Genomic DNA, 18,866 nt, shown 5'->3' on the forward strand with positions numbered 1-18,866 from the left:
TGCTCCTTTTACGAAACCTTATCTTTATTAGATTTATGCAAGCTTTGAAACAAGTATTCTATATTCCTATTTTTCCTAAAAGTCAAAAAATTGTAATAAACTAGACAAGAAAATGAATTCGCTTTCAAATGAAAGAGTGCTATCCTTGATATATGGGAATTTAGAATTTTCTAAAAAAAGAGGGGGATGGCAATGCAAGTACCTTTACTGTTGAATGATTTTCTAGATCGTGCTGTTCGTTTATACGGCACAAAAAAAGCCGTTGTTAACGATGATGGGCGCGAATATACATATGCTGAATTGAATGACCGTGTCAATCAATTATCACACGGTTTGAAAGACCTTGGTGTAGAGAAAGGTGATCGAATTGCATATTTGGCACCGAATACACTTGAAATGTTAGAAGGGTTTTACGGTGTCTTCCAGCTCGGTGCTGTTATGGTTCCGTTAAATATTCGTTTAAAGCCAGAGGACTATGTGTTTATTTTAAATCATAGTGGTTCAAGGTTCTTATTCTGTGATCAAGAGCTTTATCAAATGATTGAGCCAATTCGTGATCAACTTGAAACTGTTGAAAAAGTCATTATTCATTATGCAGATAAAGATACAAAAGATGTAAATTATGATGAGTGGTTAAGTAAGTACCCAACAGATGCTTATGAACGTCCTGAAATGGATGAGAATGATATGTGTTCATTGCTTTATACAAGTGGAACAACAGGTAATCCAAAAGGTGTTATGCTGACACATCGTAATAACTACTTACATGCGATGTCAATGATGCATCATTTACGTGTGACGGATGAGGATAATTATCTTCATATCCTGCCAATGTTCCATGTTAATGGATGGGGAGCTCCGTTCTATTACACTGCAAACGGTGCAACGCATATCTGTTTGCGTAAAGCGGTTCCAGAAGCGATTTTCAATAATATTCAGAAGCATAACGTGTCATCAATGCATATGGCGCCAACTGTATTGAACGCACTTATTCAATATTATGATGAGCATAAGCCGGAAATGAATCATGATTTACGTGTTGTAATTGCAGGTTCTGCACCACCTCCTGCATTTGTTACACGAGTTGAAGAAGAGATTGGATGGGAGTTTATCCAAGTATACGGAATGACAGAATCCTCTCCATTAAGTACAATCTCGCGTGTACGCTCACACTTAGAAGACCTTCCTAAGGAAGAAAAATATAAAATGAAGGCAAAAGCTGGTCATGAACTTGTTGGCTGCCAAGTGCGCGTCGTAAATGATTACGGTGAAGAAGTTCCGCATGATGGCAAGTCAATTGGTGAGGTTGTTGTTCGAAGCAATGGCGTTATGGTCGGTTATTGGAAGAATGAGCAAGCTACTAGGGAAACATTGCAAAATGGTTGGCTCCATACTGGTGATATGGGAACGATGGATCAATATGGAAATGTTGATATTGTTGACCGTAAGAAAGATGTTATCATTAGTGGTGGCGAAAATATTTCTTCTATTGAAGTTGAAGGTGCTCTATATGATCACCCGAAAATTCTGGAAGCAGCTGTTGTTGCATTACCGCATGAAAAATGGGGCGAAACACCACATGCATTTGTTGTAGTCAAACAAGGTGAACAGCTTACAGAAGAAGAAGTAATCAAGTTCTCCCGTGAGAATCTTGCACACTTTAAAGCTGTTACAGGTGTTACATTTGTTGATGAACTCCCGAAGACGGCTTCTGGTAAAATTCAGAAGGTTCATTTACGTAATCAAGCTTGGGAAGAAAAAGGTGCTGTAAAAGACGGTCGTTTCGTTAATTAATATGAATAATAGAGAAGCTGATTCAAAGAGATTTTCTTTTGAATCAGCTTCTTTTTTTCGATTCGAAAAAACAAAAAGTTGCTTCACATTGTGTGAAACAACTTCAAATGTTAGCTATCCTATTTAAAAAGTTTTGATGGAGGAAACATTATTATTACTGTTTTTAGCTAAGAAAGCAGCAATAAGCTTGTCCAACTCTTGACTATATTTGACAGTTTCTTTAGACGTAATGCCGTATTTTTTTGCAGCATCCATCATTTTTTTTCTTTTTATCTCAATCGTTTGTTGCATACCCTTCATTCCCTATTCTTTGGTTTTTATTCTTTTTGTTATTATGCCCCATTTTAAACTCTTTTTAAATACATTCGCTAAAAGAACAAATAAAGTGACAATAAAAGTCAAAATCAGTTCTATTTAACTTATTAAAGCTCTATAATATGACAAGAAAAGGAGTTTAGCCTAGTTTAAAATTGTTGCATTATGTCTATAGACTTGTGAGGATCATCATGATTTCAAAGGATATGGAAGGGTTTTTACGTTCTAACTAGAAATAAGAACATGAACAGAGGAGTGGAGGGAGCAAAAATAATGAGATTTGTTACAGCTACAAAAGGTGAACATATTTTCATTGGTATATTAGATAATGAGTCGAAAAAAGTATTAAATCTTCAAGAGGCACAAGAGCAAAGTGGTTACTCGTTTTCTCTTTCGTCAGATATTGTTACATGCTTAGAGCAAGGAGAGGAATTCCTTGACAATGTTAGACAATTACAAGCATGGGCTTTAGAAAACTCATCAAAAGAAGGTGTTTTTGAAAGCTTAGAAACTGTTGACCTTCTTGCGCCAATTCCGCGTCCGCGTAAAAATATTTTTTGTATTGGCAAGAACTATGCTGCGCATGCAATTGAAATGGGAAGTGAATCAGATATTCCTAGTGCACCGATGGTTTTCTCGAAGGCACCAACAGCTGTTACCGGTCCGAACGACATTGTGCTGCACCACCGTAATGTAACGAAAGAGCTTGACTATGAAGGTGAGTTGGCTGTTGTTATCGGGAAGCATGGTAAAGGAATTTCAAAAGAAGATGCGATGGATTATGTGTTTGGGTACACAATTCTGAACGATATTACAGCAAGGGACCTGCAAGCACGTCACAAACAATTTTTATTAGGGAAAAGCATGGATACATCTTGTCCAATGGGGCCTTACCTTGTACATAAATCACTTGTTGAGGACCCGCACAATCTAAAAATTGAAACTCGTGTAAATGGTGAAGTGCGTCAAACAGGAAATACAAGTCAGTTTATCTTTGATATTCCGACCCTTATTTCTGTGCTTTCGCAAGCCACTACATTAGAGCCTGGTGACATTATTGCAACAGGAACGCCTGCAGGGGTTGGAAAAGGGTTTAAGCCACCAAAATACTTGCAGCCAGGCGACAAAGTTGAGATTGAAGTTGAGAAAATTGGTACATTAGTTAATATGATTGAAGCACAATAATAAAAAGGATTTACAGGAGGCATCTGCTATGGAATTAGGTCTTGCAGGAAAAACAGCGTTAGTAATGGCATCAAGCAAAGGGCTAGGGAAAGCAATTGCGACAAAGTTCGCAGAAGAAGGCGCCAATGTAATGATTACAAGCCGAAGTGAAGAGACGCTTCAGCAAACGTCTCAAGAAATTAAGAAAAAAACAGGCAGAGATGTTTCATATCAAGTATGTAACCTTACAAATCCCTATGATATCCAATCACTTGTACAACAGACTGTTGATACATACGGAACTGTGGATATTTTGATTAATAATGCTGGTGGTCCTCCTGCTGGAAAATTCGATGATTTTCGCGATGAAGAGTGGCAGAAAGCTTTTGAACTGAATTTATTAAGTTATGTGCGTGCTGTTCGCGAAGTGCTACCTTTAATGCGTAAGCAAGGAGGAGGACGGATCTTGAATATTGCCTCTTCTTCCATTAAACAGCCGATCGATGGTTTGATTTTATCAAATACATTTCGAACAGGGATTGTCGGCTTAGCAAAGAGCTTATCGTCAGAGCTTGCTCCGGACAATATTTTGATTAATACACTTGGACCAGGGCGAATTGCGACAGACCGTGTCGACGAGCTTGACCAAAAGGCTGCCGAAAAACGAGGAAAATCAATAGAAGAAGTGAAAGAAAGCTTTGAAGCACTTATTCCGATTGGGCGTTATGGCACCCCTGAAGAATTCGCAAACACAGCTGTCTTCCTATGTTCTGAGGCTAACACCTACGTAACAGGACAAGCCTTACTAGTAGACGGAGGATTGGTTAAAGCATTGTAGCATGACAAGAGGTTGACTTAAGGGTCAGCCTTTTATAGTGGAAAAAGAGCGAAGTTTCAAGCAAGGTGTTGGCTGTACTTTAAGTCGTAAGAAGTGAAAGCAGCAGAGTTTGACGAATTTGGCACAATGTTTAGCCAAATGGTGTATTTGTTTTGTTTCTTAGATAATATCGTTTATAATGAAAGTTGATTTCAAACATAGAGGGAGGGAAAACTGTGGATATAAATGCAATTATGCTTCACACACACGTTACAGCTTGGACGTTAACATTGATTCTCTTCTTTGTCAGCGCTGCAAAGCTGAATAAAGGACAAGCACCGAAAGTTTTACATATGATTCTGCGTCTGCTCTACATCATTGTGTTTGTTACAGGTACACATTTATTATTTGCGGTATGGCAAATGGTGACACCTGCGATTATTAAAGGGTTAGCAGGTATATGGCTACTTTCAACAATGGAAATGATTCTCGTACGTGGCAAGAAAGGAAAGTCTGTAAAGTCATTCTGGATTCAATTTTTAATAGCATTAATTCTAGTATTTGTTATGGGTTACGGCGTACTAGGCTAAGAGAGTTCAACTGCTGCAATTTGCGGCAGTTTTTTATTGGGAAAAAGGGCGGAGCTACACTTCAGATGCTCCCTATCATCTGAGTTACACATATTATTCGAAATGTGAAGAACGAAAAGAGTAAGGTGCAGTTCCGCTCACACCGCTTTTATTGAAGTGTACAAAGAGCTGAACGCGAGGAAGGGAAAAAGGGCGGAGCTGCACGCTGAATGTTGCATGTAGTCTAAGATCGATCACTCTATTCGCTGTCATTCATTTGTTTAGGTTGCATATGTTAGATCTATGAAGGCCTAAAACGAGGATACGACAGCATGAAAGGGTGAGGCAGGATGTGTGGGATTACTGGATGGATAGATTGGAAGAATGATTTGCGGCAAGCGGAAGTTGTTGTAAGTCGCATGGCGCAAACACTTAATAGACGTGGACCAGATGATATGAATGTATGGACATCACCGCATGTAGCATTTGGTCATACACGTCTTATTGTGGTGGACCCAGAAGGTGGAAAGCAACCAATGTCAAAGGAAAAAGACGGTACCACCTATATGATGGTGTATAACGGTGAATTATATAATACAGAGGATCTACGAAAAGAGCTATTGCAGCGTGGGTACCGTTTCAAATCTCATTCAGATACTGAAGTCCTTCTCACATCATACATTGAGTGGAAGGAAGAGTGTGTGGAGCATTTGAACGGTATCTTTGCTTTTGCTATTTGGGATGAGAAGGCCCAACATGTTTTTATCGCTCGTGACCGCTTAGGGGTGAAGCCATTGTTTTATAAGCAGTCAGGTGAATGTCTCCTATTTGGTTCAGAACTAAAAGCGGTTCTTGCTCATCCACAAGTAAGAGCTGAACTTGACCAAGAGGGTTTATCAGAAGTGTTTGGGCTAGGTCCCTCACGTTCTCCAGGAAATGGTGTATTTAAAGGAATTGATGAATTAAGGCCAGGTCACTGCTTGAAGTTCTCGCCAGAGGGGTTGAAGGTTTGGCGGTATTGGAATGTTGTAAGTCGTGAGCATACGGATTCATTTGAAGAAACGGTAGATCGGGTGCGAAGCTTGTTTTTGGATACGGTTCATCGTCAACTTGTTTCTGATGTGCCAATTTGTACGTTCTTATCAGGCGGGCTAGATTCCAGTGCAATTACAGCTCGTGCAGCAAATGTGATGAAGGCTGAGGGGAAAGGTCAACTGCATACATTTTCAGTTGACTATATCGATAATGATAAGTATTTTAAAGCGAGTGAGTTTCAGCCGAATACTGACCATCCTTACATTGAACAAATGTCAAAAACGTTTGATACGATTCATCATCGTTGTTTGATTGATACAGAAGAACTGACAGCGTTACTAAAAGATGCTGTAATCGTCAGAGACTTACCAGGAATGGCGGATGTTGATTCCTCATTACTATGGTTTTGTAAAAAAATCAAAGAACACGCCACAGTGAGCTTGTCTGGAGAATGTGCGGATGAAATCTTTGGGGGATATCCTTGGTTTCATCGTAAGGAAGACTTAGAGCGCGGCGGGTTTCCGTGGATGCGTTCAATGGATGAGCGAATGACATTGTTGCGTCCGAATTGGCAGAACCAGCTTGATTTGAAGTCCTACGTGATGACAAAGTATGAAGAAACAGTTGCTGAAATGCCACAACTTGATGGAGAAACAGGTGAAGCGAAGAACCGTCGTGAATTGTTCTATTTAAATATGTTATGGTTTATGACGACGTTGCTTGATCGGAAGGACAGGATGAGTATGGGTGCCTCCTTGGAGGTTCGTGTTCCGTTTGCTGATCATCGTCTTGTCGAATATGTATGGAACATCCCGTGGGAGATGAAGATGCATGAAGGCAGGGAGAAAGGAATTCTTCGAAAAGCCTTAGAAGGTTTGTTGCCGCATGACGTTCTTTACCGGAAAAAGAGTCCGTACCCGAAAACACATAATCCACATTATACAAAGGCTGTACAGCAGTGGATGAATGAAATTCTAGCAAATAAAAATGCACCGTTGTTTGAGTTCTTCGATCGAGAGAAAATTAAAGCCCTCAATGATTCTGGCGGTGCTTCCTTTCAAACTCCTTTCTTCGGTCAGTTGATGACTGGTCCGCAGCTGCTTGCTCATTTGGCACAAATTAATTATTGGTTTGAAGAATATAAGGTTAATATTGTTCCGTAAAAGTCCTTCTTTTGAAGGGCTTTTTTATTGCGGTGTTATCCAAAAATTAATAATACTGGGAGAGCAACTCCGCCCTGTTACATAAAAAAAGCCTGCAGCGAGGGGGTGCTGCAGGTGAGTAACAGGAGATTTGGAGTCCATAAGCGAATGGGTAGGGAACTTGGCTGAAGCCCCACAAGCTCAGCCAAGTATGTTGTTAGCTCGTTTTTGTTTTTGTTTTGGGAGGAGGAGAATGAAGACCATCTAAACGTTCGATTAAGCCAATACCGAAGGAAGAACCTTCATCCCCAATATTTTCATTGAAAATGCTTCTTGTTGCTTCATAAGCGGCAGAACCATGCTCTGCAAAATCAAGTCCTGAGATTTCTTCTTCACGAGAAACACGGATGGACGACAAGCGGGTAACGAGGAACAGCGACAGTGATACGGCGGAAACAGTCCACACGATAACGGCGCTGACCCCGATAAGTTGCGTTGCGAACAATTCTATTCCGCCGCCATAGAACAGGCCGCCTTCTGTAGCAAATAATCCAACAGAAACCGTTCCCCAAATACCACAGATTCCATGAACAGCAATTGCGCCAACAGGGTCGTCGAGCTTTAGTTTCCGATCAATAAACTCAACCGATTCAAGAAGAATGATACCTGCAATAAGACCGATTACTGTGGCACCGATAAATGAAACATTTGCACACCCTGCAGTAATACCGACAAGTCCGCCAAGTGCTCCATTCAATGTAAGAGAGGCATCAATTCGTTTGTATTTTAATTGTGAGTAGAACGCACTGGAAATGACACCGGCACTTGCAGCAAGAAGTGTTGTCGTAACAACATGTGGTACAAGGGTTGCATCAGCAGCAAGCGTGCTGCCTGCGTTAAATCCGAACCAACCAAACCATAGGATAAAGACACCTAGAGCTCCAAGTGGAATGTTATGTCCAGGAATTACATTTACTTTTCCTTGTGAATACTTTCCGATTCGGCCCCCGAGGAAGGAAACTGCTACAAGTGCTCCGGTAGCTCCAGTTAAGTGAACAACTGTTGAACCTGCAAAGTCAGTGAATCCCATCTCAGCCAGCCAGCCGCCGCCCCATACCCAGTGGCCTACAACTGGATAAATGAAACCTGTCATGATAATTGTAAGGAGGAGGTAAGAGCTTAATTTAATACGTTCTGCTACAGCTCCTGAAATAATTGTGGCACATGTTGCTGCGAACATTGCTTGGAAGGCAAAGAAGCCAACTTGGTCTTCGTGTTCGCTTAGAAGAAAGCCGTTTGTACCGAGGAAACCTCCAGCAGAATTACCGAACATCAATCCATAGCCGACGAAGAAGTAAAGAACAGAAGCAATTGACATTGTCATAATATTTTTCATTAAGATGTTTAACGCATTTTTCGAACGTGTAAAGCCTGTTTCAACCATTGCGAAGCCTGCGTGCATAAAGAACACTAAAAATGCGGCAATCATAATCCACATCATATCCATTGACTGAACGACCGATTCGACTGTAGGAGCTGTTTCCTCTGCATATGCAGTTGAAGTTAGGAGGAAACTACCTAAGAACAAGCTGCCAATTTTCTTATTCACGTTCTCTTCATCCTTTCAGTTGTAATTATCGTATAAGAGAATTACGTGGTGTTAGATTGCCTCTAAGCCTCGCTGACCTGTTCGGATTCGAATGACATTTTCAACAGGATAGACAAAGATTTTCCCATCTCCGACTTGGCCTGTAGCGCATGTTGTTTGAATGATATCGATAATTGACTCAAGCTTTGATTCTTCAATAACCATTTCAACTTTTACTTTCGGATAAAGGTTAATTTCAAAACGATTTCCACGAAAAATACCTTCCTGTCCCTTTTGCTTGCCACATCCAGCGACTTCCGAAACAGTTAAACCGCTAATTCCTGCGCTGTCTAAACGTTTACGAAGTGTTTGAAAATGTTCAGGGCGAATAATTGCTTCTAACTTCTTCACTTTTGTTCCTCCCTGTATGTTAGTTTTATTAACATTTATTTGTTATGTTTATTATCATAATGGTTTTTTTAGTTAAAATCAAGTGAATTTTTAGAAAAATCAATACTTTATGTAAGGAAACTTAACATAAAGACTTAATTTACATTTTTTTCTAGAGTATTTCTTAGGTATGGTTGTGAAAAATAACCACAATGAAACTTCTAAAGAGGTGAATGCCGTGTGGTATAAATTTGTTGTTCTTTGGATTTTGTTGTTTGTTGCATTAACTGGATGTCAGCAGTACGGAGACAAAAATGTGGAAATCAACCCGCATACGATTAGTATCAAAAATGAAAATAATTTAAAAACGGAAAATATTACCGTGAAAAAAGTGGAAGACATAATCCGTCCGATGAAAGAAGTACGAAAAATGAAAGTTGCCGCATTGAATAAAGACATTATCGCAGTCTTAGAACTTAAGCACTTATATACGTTTCGTTCGGAGAAAATAATCGGAAAAGCACAAGATAAGATTAAAAAGGAGTTTCCGCAAAAAACAGTTCGAGTTACTACTGACCACAAAATCTACATTGAACTTGAAAAGCTTGAGAAGAATATTAAAAACAATGAGGTTAATCGAAATGAGTTAAACAAGCAAATGAAAAAAGTGAAAGAATTATTAAAGCAAACGTAAGGGGGACTGACAATGGCTAAACCAAAGAAAGAATTAACGCCTGAAATGAAGGCTTATCAGCAAATGACTCAGGAGCAAGCGGTGAAAAGACCGTTATGGAAAAATTCTGTACGTGCATTTTTGTTTGGCGGATTCATTTGTTTGATTGGGCAAATATTCCAATCTTTTTTCATGCGAAATTTTAGTTTTACTGAACAGACGGCAGGAAATCCAACTGTTGCGGTGTTAATTTTTATTACAATGCTATTAACCGGATTTGGCCTTTACGATAAGATCGCTCAGTTTGGAGGAGCAGGTACAGCTGTTCCGATAACTGGATTTGGGAATGCAGTAATATCTGCCGCCATTGAACATCGTTCTGAAGGCCTTGTGCTCGGTACAGGTGGAAATATGTTCAAACTAGCTGGTTCTGTCATTATGTTTGGAGTGTTCGCAGCCTTTGCAGTAGCGTTAATTAAAACGCTATTGATTCAATTTGGAATCATCTAATGATTGGAGAGAAAAGCATTGATTATTTATTTATGGGCATTCGTCGTTGGTGGAATTATTTGTGTCATCGGTCAACTGTTGATGGACATTTTCAAAATGACCCCTGCACATGCGCTAAGTATTTTAGTCGTATTAGGTGCGGTTCTAGCTGGCTTTGGCATTTATGACAATTTAATTGACTTCGCTGGAGCAGGCGCTACAGTGCCGATTACAAGCTTTGGAAATGCACTAGTTGACGGAGCTATGGGAGAAGCAGAGAAATATGGAATTGTTGGTGTTATTACAGGGATGTTCGAAGTTACAAGTGCTGGCATATCTGCTGCAATTGTTTTCGGTTTCCTTGGTGCTGTATTATTTCGGCCAAAAGGATGAGTCACGAGAAAAGCCTTGGCGTAATGCCGAGGCTTATTGCTTTGCATTTAAATGGTTGCATTGTTCAACGGGCTTTGTAGCGTATCCGTGCTTATCAGTACACCATGATTGGGATTGAAAAGCAAGAAAGATACCAACCCAGCGCTGTTGCTGCTCAAATTCAATTAAAATTCCTCCGTCCTGCCAAATTCCATTGTCGTCTTTCCATCTCCCGATATTTCCTTGATTCATATGAATATCGTGAATACCGTTTCCAGGTGTAAAGCCAAAATATTTATCTGGGCTATTCTTTTCCGGACCCCATCGTTCACCGAATGCATAGATGGTCGCTTTATGTCTAATTGCTTCGTGAATATAATGCTGAATTTTTTCGTTTAAATCATTGTTAGGACCTTCTTTTTCAGCAGGGAGTGGAACCATCTTGGCAGGGTTGAATAGTTCACCGCGAATATAGTCTAGAGCAATTTCAGGGTCATTGTGGAGAATGGGAGTAAATCCAGAGTTTAAATCGGTCAAATGAGGAATCGCGTCATAATTGAAATCTTCACTGACAAAGTAGAGTACTTCAGAAGGTTTGCTTTGTGACTGAATGTTAATCGCAATTCGATACTGTGTACCTTCTTTGTCATGGATAAGTACTTCATAGTGAGGGCTGCTGCCTGCCCCTAATTTTGTTTCTGTTGCTTGTCCTTTTAACACGCCGTATCGTTTTAAAGGCAATTGTTTCACTCCCTAGTCAACTTGTTTTTCTTAAAATTAAATGAATTTACTGAACTTTTCAATAGTGTTAATCACCTAATTTACGAGAGGAAAAAAGAGAGAAGACCCTTAGATAAATATCTAAGGGAAGTGGGGCTATGAAGAAGAATCTGAAGGATGTACTTTGACTTTATGAAAGAGGTTTCGGTGTTTTAATTCAGCTTCTAATAACTCAATAAATTCCCGATTAACGCTATGCTTGATGGCATCTTTATATGCTTGGACTAACAAATCATTTGGTATATAGTTCAAAGAATCCCCCTTCATGGTCTTGTTCTTTTAAATATAATATGTTTTTTTTTAGATAATCTGTAAGGTCTGTTGCTGAGGTGGAGATCCCAATTATATTCCCGTTTGGATTTCTTAACGGTTGAGCGAATACATCAAACGTGCGAACTCCTTTCTTGAAAGGAAATGTGACGATTTTTCTTAATGGTTTTTTTTCTTTAAGAACAGTGCTTTTCAAAGTCATAAATTCAACAATACCCTCATTCATTGTAAGTTCGTCATCTCGAAGACCAATTACTTGCTCTGATGGGAAATTCAATGAGTTATAAATCCAAGTATAACGAAGCTCTAAATCACAATGAGCTATAATAATGGGAGAATTCGTTAGAGCTAAATGAAATGCTTCACAATGTTCCATGAAAAAAATAGAGGAACTAAAATTGAGGGTGTCTGCGATATTTTTAGCTACATGTAAGCTTGGATTTCTATTCCCGTTTTCGATTTGTGTGTAGTATGCGCGATCAATAAATGCTGCTGATGCCACATCTTCTTGTGTAAGTCCTTTGTTTTTACGAATTTTAATTAACCAGTTTCTCATTTTCATCACCATTTCTCGTTGATCTTCCCACCCGCTGTTTTTCTTACATAAAAGAATTATTCTGACTGTATTTTGTTATACCTTGTGGCTATTTTGCCACGGGTAGAGGTGGAAGATGTATAATTAAAAAGATAGTGCGTGTCTTTTCAATAGGCATACACAACTAGTACATACGAAAAGGTAGGGCTTGGTACATAGTCATAATGATGATAGTCATTTATTAACCGTTGAAAAACTTTTTAAACCTTATATGCTGGGTTTTTGTATACAGACTAAAGAATATCAGTGATAAAACATGTTATGATGGAAGAAGGAAAATTTATTAAAAGATAGGAGATTATTATGGAGCGGTTGCAGTCTGAACAGCAGTTTATCCAAAGACTTGTAACATTAATTATAAAAAAACAAACAATGATTATTGAAAACTGGTTAAAAGCGACATATTTTACTGAGGATGATCCCTTTTATGAGGAGATTGTACAAAATGCTAAAAAAACCATTACGTTAATTCTTCTTTACTTAGAAGAGCAGAATGAAACATACATGATTGACTTAACAAAAAAAGTTGCAAAGGAACGGATTGAAGCAGGGGTTAACATTAGTGAATTTGTTAGTAATATAAATATCGGACGAACAATTATAAATGAATTGATTTCTGTTTCTGACCTAAATGATAAAGAAAAGTTAAGCAGCATGATGATAATTGATGATGTTTTCCATATCTATTTGTACCATTCTGTAAAGGAATATACGAAGTTAAAAGATGAAATTATTACGAAGAAGAATTTGTTCATTCAAGAAATGCATAGTGACCGACTTACAGTTCTCGGACAAATTGCTGCAAGCTTTGCCCATGAATTTCGTAACCCGTTGACATCGATAAAGGGGTTTATGAAAATCCTTTCCCGAAAGTTTAAAGGGGATAAAGAAGCAAGAACGTATTTTTCAATTATTGATCAAGAAATGGAGAGCTTGGAAGAGAAGGTGTCTCAATTTTTATTCTTATCAAAAGTAAGAGGATTAGATGATACGACAGACAAAGTCGATTTAAATAACCTGGTGCAAAAAATGGTTAACTTCTTATATCCTCGTTTTGTAGATGAAAACATTGAAGTTAAAGTAAATTTAGATGAGGATTGTTTTATTGAGGCTGTAGAAGAGCAAGTTAAGCAAGTATTATTAAATATTTTAACGAATGCAGTTGAAGAATTAGCATCGATAACGAAAAAGAGATATATCAAAATTGATAGTTGGAAAGAGAATAATCAAGTTATTTTGGAACTGTCTAATAACGGGCCTCAAATACCTGGACATTTGCAAGAAGATATTTTTGAGCCATTTGTGACAACGAAAGACCTAGGAACAGGATTAGGGTTATCGGTTTGTAAGCAAATTGTTGAAAAGCATTCAGGAAGATTAGAAGTTACATCAGATGAGGATTGGACAACGTTTAAAATTTTCTTTCAAAATATAGAAGAGCCCGCCTAAATTGGTGGGCTCTTGTACGTTCTATATTGTGTAAGGGACGAAGAGCGGTCCCCTCCACATTCTGTCTTATGCTTGTCGCCCCTGGTCAAGCCGCCTCCGCTTTTCTTTTAGTAAACGTTAAAGTAGCGTGCTTCTGGGTGGGCGAAGACGATTGCTGAGACTGAAGCTTCAGGGTGCATCATATAGCCGTCTGTTAAGTCGACGCCGATTTCTTCAGGGCGAATGAGTTTGAAGAGCTTTTCTTGGTCCTCAAGGTTCGGGCAAGCTGGATAGCCGAATGAAAAACGTTGGCCTTGATATTTAGCTGAGAAAAGCTTCTGCATCGTCATATCGACAGGATCAGGGAATCCCCAATTGTCTCGCATAAGCTCATGGACTCTTTCTGCTAAGCCTTCTGCTGTTTCAAGGGCAAGAGCTTGTAAGGCATGGTTCTTAAGGAACTCTCCGTTTTCTTTAAGCTGTTCTGCTTTTTCTCTTACCCCGAGGCCAGCTGTTACGGTGATGAAGCCTACATAATCCATTTCTCCACTCGAAACAGGGCGGAGAAAATCTGCAAGACAGAGGTAAGGCTCTTTCTTCTGACGCGGAAATTCAAAGCGTTCAATTACTTTGCTTGTGTCTTCTGGATCATACACAATGACAGAATTGCCGTCAGCTTGTGCAGGGAAGAAGCGATAGACAGCTCCAGCCTTCATAAAACCTTCTTGCTTTGCTTCGTTCAACAATTCTTCGATTAAATTTTTTAACTCCACAGCCTTCGGATGGCCTTCTTCAAGCATTTTTTTAACTTTCCCTTTTAAACCGAGGTGGTGGCCGATTAATGTTTGGTAGTTAATATATGGTTGAATATGTGAAAGGTCATAATTTTTAATGACATGCTGTTTCGTGTCTTTTGGTATGTGCAATTGGACATCTGTTGCAACATTCGAACGTACTTTTGTTAAGGTTGCAGTAGCTGTAGCAGTATCATTGCTTTCAGAAGCAGCTGCAACTTTCGGCTTTTCTGACTTCTTGATTAATCCTTTATTCAAATCGTTTGCTAAGCTTAAGCCATTCATTGCATCTTTTGCATATAGTACATTTCCTGTATATTCTGGTGAAATTTTATTATTAGTAAACTTTCTAGATAATGCCGCGCCTCCGACTAGAATCGGAACAGAAATATTTGCTTGTCGTAAGTCTTGAGCTGTAATGACCATTTGCTGTGCTGATTTTACAAGAAGACCTGAAAGTCCAATAATGTCAGGTGACTCAGCTTTGACGGCTTTGATTAAGTCAGGTGGAGTTACCTTAATACCTAGGTCTACTACTTCAAAGCCATTATTGCTTAAAATAATGTCAACTAAGTTTTTACCGATATCATGCACATCACCTTTAACAGTGGCAAGTAACACTTTTCCTTTCTTGCCTGTGTCATCACCTGCTTCCATGAAGTCCTCAAGGAAAGCAACAGACGCTTTCATGACTTCCGCACTTTGCAATACTTCCGCAACGATTAATTGGTTGTCATTGAACAATTCACCGACCTTTGCCATGCCATCCATTAATGGTCCGTTTATAATATCAAGTGGTTTATCATACTTCGTTAAAGCAATTTCAAGGTCTGGAATTAAACCTTCTTTTGTTCCTTCTATTACATATTCGGCAAGGCGTTCTGGTAATGGTAATTGTTTTGTGTTCTTCTTTTGCTTTGTTTTCTTGCCACGGTAATGCGCTGTGAAATCTGCAAGAATTTGGTCGCCTGTTTCAAACAGAAGCTTCTCAGCTAGTTCGATTTCTTCCTTTGGAATTGAGGCGAAGCGTTCGAGTTTCTCTGTATTGACAATCGCATAGTCTAAGCCTGCTTGTGTACAGTGATACATATAAACAGCGTTTAACACTTCACGTCCTGCTGGAGGAAGTCCGAAAGAGACATTACTAACCCCAAGGATTGTTAAACAATGCGGGAACTTTTCTTTAATGATACGAATGCCTTCAACTGTTTCCTTTGCAGAGCCAATATATGCTTCATCACCTGTGCCGACAGGGAAGACAAGCGGGTCAAAGATTAAGTCAGATGGGTCTAACCCATGACGATTTACAAGAATATCGTATGAACGTTCTGCCACTTCAAGCTTCCGTTCAGCAGTAACGGCCATGCCTACTTCATCAATTGTCCCAATCACAACCGCCGCTCCATATTGTTTAATGAGCGGGAGTGTTTTCTCAAAGCGTTCTTCTCCATCTTCAAGGTTTATGGAGTTAATAATCGCTTTACCTTGAGAATAAGAAAGAGCTTTTTCAATAACAAGGTTATCTGTTGAGTCAATTACAATCGGTACTTTTACTTTTTGTGTAACTTGCTGCATGAATTGTTCCATGTCCTGCAGCTCATCGCGGTCAGGATTTGCTAAGCAAATATCGATGACATGTGCACCATTCTTTACTTGCTTCCGGGCAATTTCTGAAGCTTCTTCGTACTTTCCATCTGTAATTAAGTCACGGAATTTCTTAGAGCCAATGACATTGGTCCGTTCTCCGACAAGAAGGGGACGCATCGTTTCATCATAAATAAGCGGCTCAATGCCAGAGACTTTATGAGCTTCATTTTGTTCATGTTTTGTGCGTGGTGGATAGTTTTTCACTACTTCAGCAATAGCACTAATATGTTCTGGCGTTGTACCACAGCATCCGCCGACGATATTTAACCAACCTTTTTCAGCAAAAGCCTGAAGCTTCTTTGCTAATGATTCAGGTGTTTCGTGATAATTCCCTTCCTCATCAGGCAGTCCTGCGTTTGGATAACAATGAACGGCGCAATCTGCTAAGTTTGAAAGAGAGCGAAGGTGATCACGCATAAATTCTGGACCTGTTGCACAGTTAAGTCCGACAGCAGTTGGTTTCATATGTTCAATTGAAATATAGAAGCTTTCGATATTTTGTCCTGCAAGCGTTGTGCCCATAGGTTCAATTGTACCCGAAATAATCAGTGGTAATGTCTTTCCTGTCGCTTGTTGTGCTCGTTGAATACCGAGATAGCCTGCTTTGACATTTAACGTATCTTGGCTTGTTTCTAATAAAATAAGATCAGAACCACCGTCAATTAAACCCTTTGCTTGTATTTCATAGTTCTCAATTAATTCCTCAAACGTAATTCCGCCTGTTACTGCTAATGTTTTTGTAGTAGGACCCATCGCTCCAGCCACAAAGCGAGGGTGGTCAGGTGTCGAAAATTCTTTCGCCGCCTTAACAGCAAGCTCTGCAGAACGACGGTTAATCTCATATGCTTGATGTCCTAGATCATATTCATCTAAAACAAATGGCGTCCCACCGAAAGAATTGGTTTCAATAATATCTGCTCCTGCTTCTAGATATGAGCGATGAATCCATTCCACTACGTGGGGAGCAGTAAGGTTTAAGTTTTCATTACAACCTTCATAATCAACACCGCCAAAGTCTTCTGCAGATAGATCAGCTTGCTGGAGCATGGTGCCCATTGCTCCGTCAAAGATAAGGATCTTTTGTTGTAGTTGTTGTTCGAATATATTGTTAGACATGATGAACCTTCCTTTCTGCATTTGACGAATAGTGGTCGTTAATATAGCGAGTGAGTGCTGCAGTTATCTCATATCGAATAAATGGCGTAATTAAATAAATACCATTAAAATATTGAACAGCCGTATCAATTAGTGACTTTGAAATCGCTATTCCTTCAGCTTGAGCTTTTTCGCGATCATTTCCACAGGCCGCCATGCGTTCACGGATTGATTCTGAAAGTTTAATGCCGGGCACTTCATGGTGAAGGAACTCTGCGTTTCTGGAACTAACAAGCGGCATTACACCTATATAAATTGGTGTATGAAGGTGTTTCGTTGCATGATAAACCTCTTCAATTTGTTCCTCTGAGTAAACAGGCTGACTAATAAAATAATCTGCTCCGTATTCAATTTTCTTTTCTAGTCGTTTTACTGCTCGGTCCAGATGACGGACATTTGGATTAAAGGCTGCTCCGACTGAGAAAGAACATTTTTGCTTTAGTGGTTTCCCAGAGAAGGATACGCCTTCATTTAATTGTTTAATAAATTGAATGAGCTCAAATGATGATAAGTCATAGACAGAGCTTGCTCCTGGAAAGTCGCCAACCTTTGTTGGATCGCCTGTAATGGCTAGTACATCATGAATACCTAGTGTATGAAGACCCATTAAATGTGATTGCAAGCCAATTAAGTTACGGTCTCGGCATGTAATATGCACAAGCGGACGTACATCATATTCCTGTTTCGCAATTGCTGCCATAGCGGAATTACTGATTCTTGGTGAAGCAAGCGAATTATCAGCCATCGTTAAGGCATCAATATTTACGTCTTTCAAAGCTTTTGTGCCTTCGAAAAATTTAGCTGTGTCTAAATGCTTCGGTGGATCTAATTCAACAATGACTGAACGCCGCTTTTTGGCAATTTCATGCAGTGGCTCTTCTGTACGTTCCTTTTCTTGGATCACTGTTTCTGATTGATAAGGCTTCACATGTTTTTCTGTAACAGGAGGAAGCCCCTTTAACTTTTTGCTAAAAGCACGAATATGCTCAGGTGTAGTGCCGCAACATCCGCCTAGAAGACGTACACCTTGAGCACGAAGGTCAGCGGCCCGTTCACCAAAGTAACTAGCATCGGACTCATAGACAAAACGTCCGTCTACATATTCAGGCAGGCTTGCGTTAGGATAAGCTGATAAATAGGCATTCTCTAGCAGTGGAACCTGCTCTAATGACTGAATAATATGGTAAGGTCCAAGACGACAGTTAATCCCAACAATATCTGCCCCTAAGTCAGCAAGCTGTTTCAGCCCTTCAGCTACAGGGGTGCCATCTTGTAGAACACCGACTTCATGCAGAGAAACCTGGGCCACAATTGGTTTATCTGTTTCTTCTCGTGCAATCTTTAATACTGTTTTAAGTTCAGCGAAATCGTAATAAGTTTCAAGCAGGATACCATCTACACCTTCTTTAAGGAGTGGATAGAGCTGTTCACGAAACGTTCGTTTTACTTCTGTTAAGGTGATATCTTGCTTTCGTATTCCTCTTAAGCCGCCGATTGTCCCAAGTACATATGCTTTGTTGTTAGCTGCTTTTTTGGCGATTTGTACGGCTTTTTCGTTTAAATCTTTCACATGCTCCTCAAGTCCGTAGCGAGCAAGCTTAATGTAGTTTGCGCCGTAAGTATTCGTTTGAATAACATCAGCACCAGCTTCTAAGTATGCTTGGTGAATTTGTTCAATTCTTTCTGGCTGTGTTGCATTTAATTCTTCAAAGCAAAAATCAATGCCGTATGAATAGAGAAGTGTCCCCATTGCACCGTCACCAATTAATATGCGTTCCTTTAAATCTTCACGTAAACCCATCGGTTGCACCACCTTTTTCCATTAAAAAAGCCCTTTTTCTTGAGTAAC

Annotated in this window: 16 protein-coding genes; 9 read left to right on the forward strand and 7 right to left on the reverse strand. The window is 39.5% G+C overall.

Annotated features, from left to right (window positions below):
- The first annotated feature begins 192 nt into the window (after positions 1-192).
- The gene (locus tag LC040_01055) at positions 193-1,794 is read left to right on the forward strand and encodes a long-chain-fatty-acid--CoA ligase (protein ID WLR51523.1); all 1,602 of its coding nucleotides are present in this window, start codon (positions 193-195) and stop codon (positions 1,792-1,794) included.
- A gap of 123 nt (positions 1,795-1,917) precedes the next feature.
- On the opposite strand, the gene LC040_01060 is transcribed toward LC040_01055, so the two are convergent.
- Positions 1,918-2,085, reverse strand: a complete 168-nt coding sequence (locus LC040_01060; protein WLR51524.1) for an aspartyl-phosphate phosphatase Spo0E family protein — start codon at positions 2,083-2,085, stop codon at positions 1,918-1,920.
- A 297-nt stretch (positions 2,086-2,382) separates the two neighbouring features.
- On the opposite strand from LC040_01060, the gene LC040_01065 reads away from it, so the two are divergent.
- The 4 genes from LC040_01065 to asnB all read left to right on the forward strand — a co-directional run bounded on the left by LC040_01065 (position 2,383) and on the right by asnB (position 6,857).
- Positions 2,383-3,294 carry a fumarylacetoacetate hydrolase family protein gene (locus LC040_01065; GenBank protein ID WLR51525.1) on the forward strand — a complete coding sequence of 304 codons (912 nt, stop codon included), beginning with the start codon at positions 2,383-2,385 and terminating at the stop codon, positions 3,292-3,294.
- Between the two features lie 28 nt (positions 3,295-3,322).
- Complete coding sequence (locus LC040_01070; GenBank protein ID WLR51526.1) at positions 3,323-4,111, forward strand: SDR family oxidoreductase; 789 nt, start codon at positions 3,323-3,325, stop codon at positions 4,109-4,111.
- Positions 4,112-4,326: 215 nt separating this feature from the next.
- Positions 4,327-4,680, forward strand: coding sequence for a DUF1516 family protein (locus LC040_01075; protein WLR51527.1), 354 nt, complete (start codon positions 4,327-4,329; stop codon positions 4,678-4,680).
- 329 nt (positions 4,681-5,009) lie between these two features.
- A complete protein-coding gene (gene asnB / locus LC040_01080) occupies positions 5,010-6,857 on the forward strand; it encodes an asparagine synthase (glutamine-hydrolyzing) (protein ID WLR51528.1) in 1,848 nt (615 codons plus the stop codon).
- A 196-nt stretch (positions 6,858-7,053) separates the two neighbouring features.
- Here the strand turns inward: asnB and LC040_01085 are convergent, their stop codons facing one another.
- Both LC040_01085 and LC040_01090 read right to left on the reverse strand, forming a co-directional pair.
- Complete coding sequence (locus LC040_01085; protein ID WLR51529.1) at positions 7,054-8,445, reverse strand: ammonium transporter; 1,392 nt, start codon at positions 8,443-8,445, stop codon at positions 7,054-7,056.
- 51 nt (positions 8,446-8,496) lie between these two features.
- Entirely contained in the window at positions 8,497-8,835 is a 339-nt protein-coding gene (locus LC040_01090; protein ID WLR51530.1) for a P-II family nitrogen regulator, read from the reverse strand.
- A 217-nt stretch (positions 8,836-9,052) separates the two neighbouring features.
- Between LC040_01090 and LC040_01095 the strand changes: the two genes are divergently transcribed.
- The 3 genes from LC040_01095 (at position 9,053) to LC040_01105 (ending at position 10,369) form a co-directional block, all read left to right on the forward strand.
- Positions 9,053-9,508: a YhcN/YlaJ family sporulation lipoprotein gene (locus LC040_01095; protein ID WLR51531.1), complete on the forward strand. Its 456-nt coding sequence runs from the start codon at positions 9,053-9,055 to the stop codon at positions 9,506-9,508.
- Between the two features lie 12 nt (positions 9,509-9,520).
- Positions 9,521-9,997, forward strand: a complete 477-nt coding sequence (gene spoVAC / locus LC040_01100) for a stage V sporulation protein AC (GenBank protein WLR51532.1) — start codon at positions 9,521-9,523, stop codon at positions 9,995-9,997.
- Positions 9,998-10,078: 81 nt separating this feature from the next.
- Positions 10,079-10,369 (forward strand): SpoVA/SpoVAEb family sporulation membrane protein, encoded by a 291-nt coding sequence (locus LC040_01105; protein WLR53163.1) that lies wholly within the window; start codon positions 10,079-10,081, stop codon positions 10,367-10,369.
- Positions 10,370-10,402: 33 nt separating this feature from the next.
- Here the strand turns inward: LC040_01105 and LC040_01110 are convergent, their stop codons facing one another.
- Positions 10,403-11,089, reverse strand: a complete 687-nt coding sequence (locus tag LC040_01110) for a YukJ family protein (protein WLR51533.1) — start codon at positions 11,087-11,089, stop codon at positions 10,403-10,405.
- Between the two features lie 271 nt (positions 11,090-11,360).
- Positions 11,361-11,960 (reverse strand): helix-turn-helix domain-containing protein, encoded by a 600-nt coding sequence (locus LC040_01115; protein WLR51534.1) that lies wholly within the window; start codon positions 11,958-11,960, stop codon positions 11,361-11,363.
- A 336-nt stretch (positions 11,961-12,296) separates the two neighbouring features.
- Here LC040_01115 and LC040_01120 point away from each other — a divergent pair, with 336 nt between their 5' ends.
- Positions 12,297-13,442, forward strand: coding sequence for a histidine kinase N-terminal domain-containing protein (locus LC040_01120; GenBank protein WLR51535.1), 1,146 nt, complete (start codon positions 12,297-12,299; stop codon positions 13,440-13,442).
- A 107-nt stretch (positions 13,443-13,549) separates the two neighbouring features.
- Here LC040_01120 and metH read toward each other — a convergent pair whose 3' ends face one another.
- Positions 13,550-16,978, reverse strand: a complete 3,429-nt coding sequence (gene metH / locus LC040_01125) for a methionine synthase (GenBank protein WLR51536.1) — start codon at positions 16,976-16,978, stop codon at positions 13,550-13,552.
- Positions 16,971-18,818 (reverse strand): bifunctional homocysteine S-methyltransferase/methylenetetrahydrofolate reductase, encoded by a 1,848-nt coding sequence (locus LC040_01130; protein ID WLR51537.1) that lies wholly within the window; start codon positions 18,816-18,818, stop codon positions 16,971-16,973. The genes metH and LC040_01130 overlap by 8 nt, the downstream gene beginning before the upstream one ends.
- Positions 18,819-18,866: the final 48 nt, after the last annotated feature.

The organism is Bacillus tianshenii, from assembly GCA_020524525.2.
Classification (GTDB): domain Bacteria; phylum Bacillota; class Bacilli; order Bacillales; family Bacillaceae_N; genus Bacillus_AV.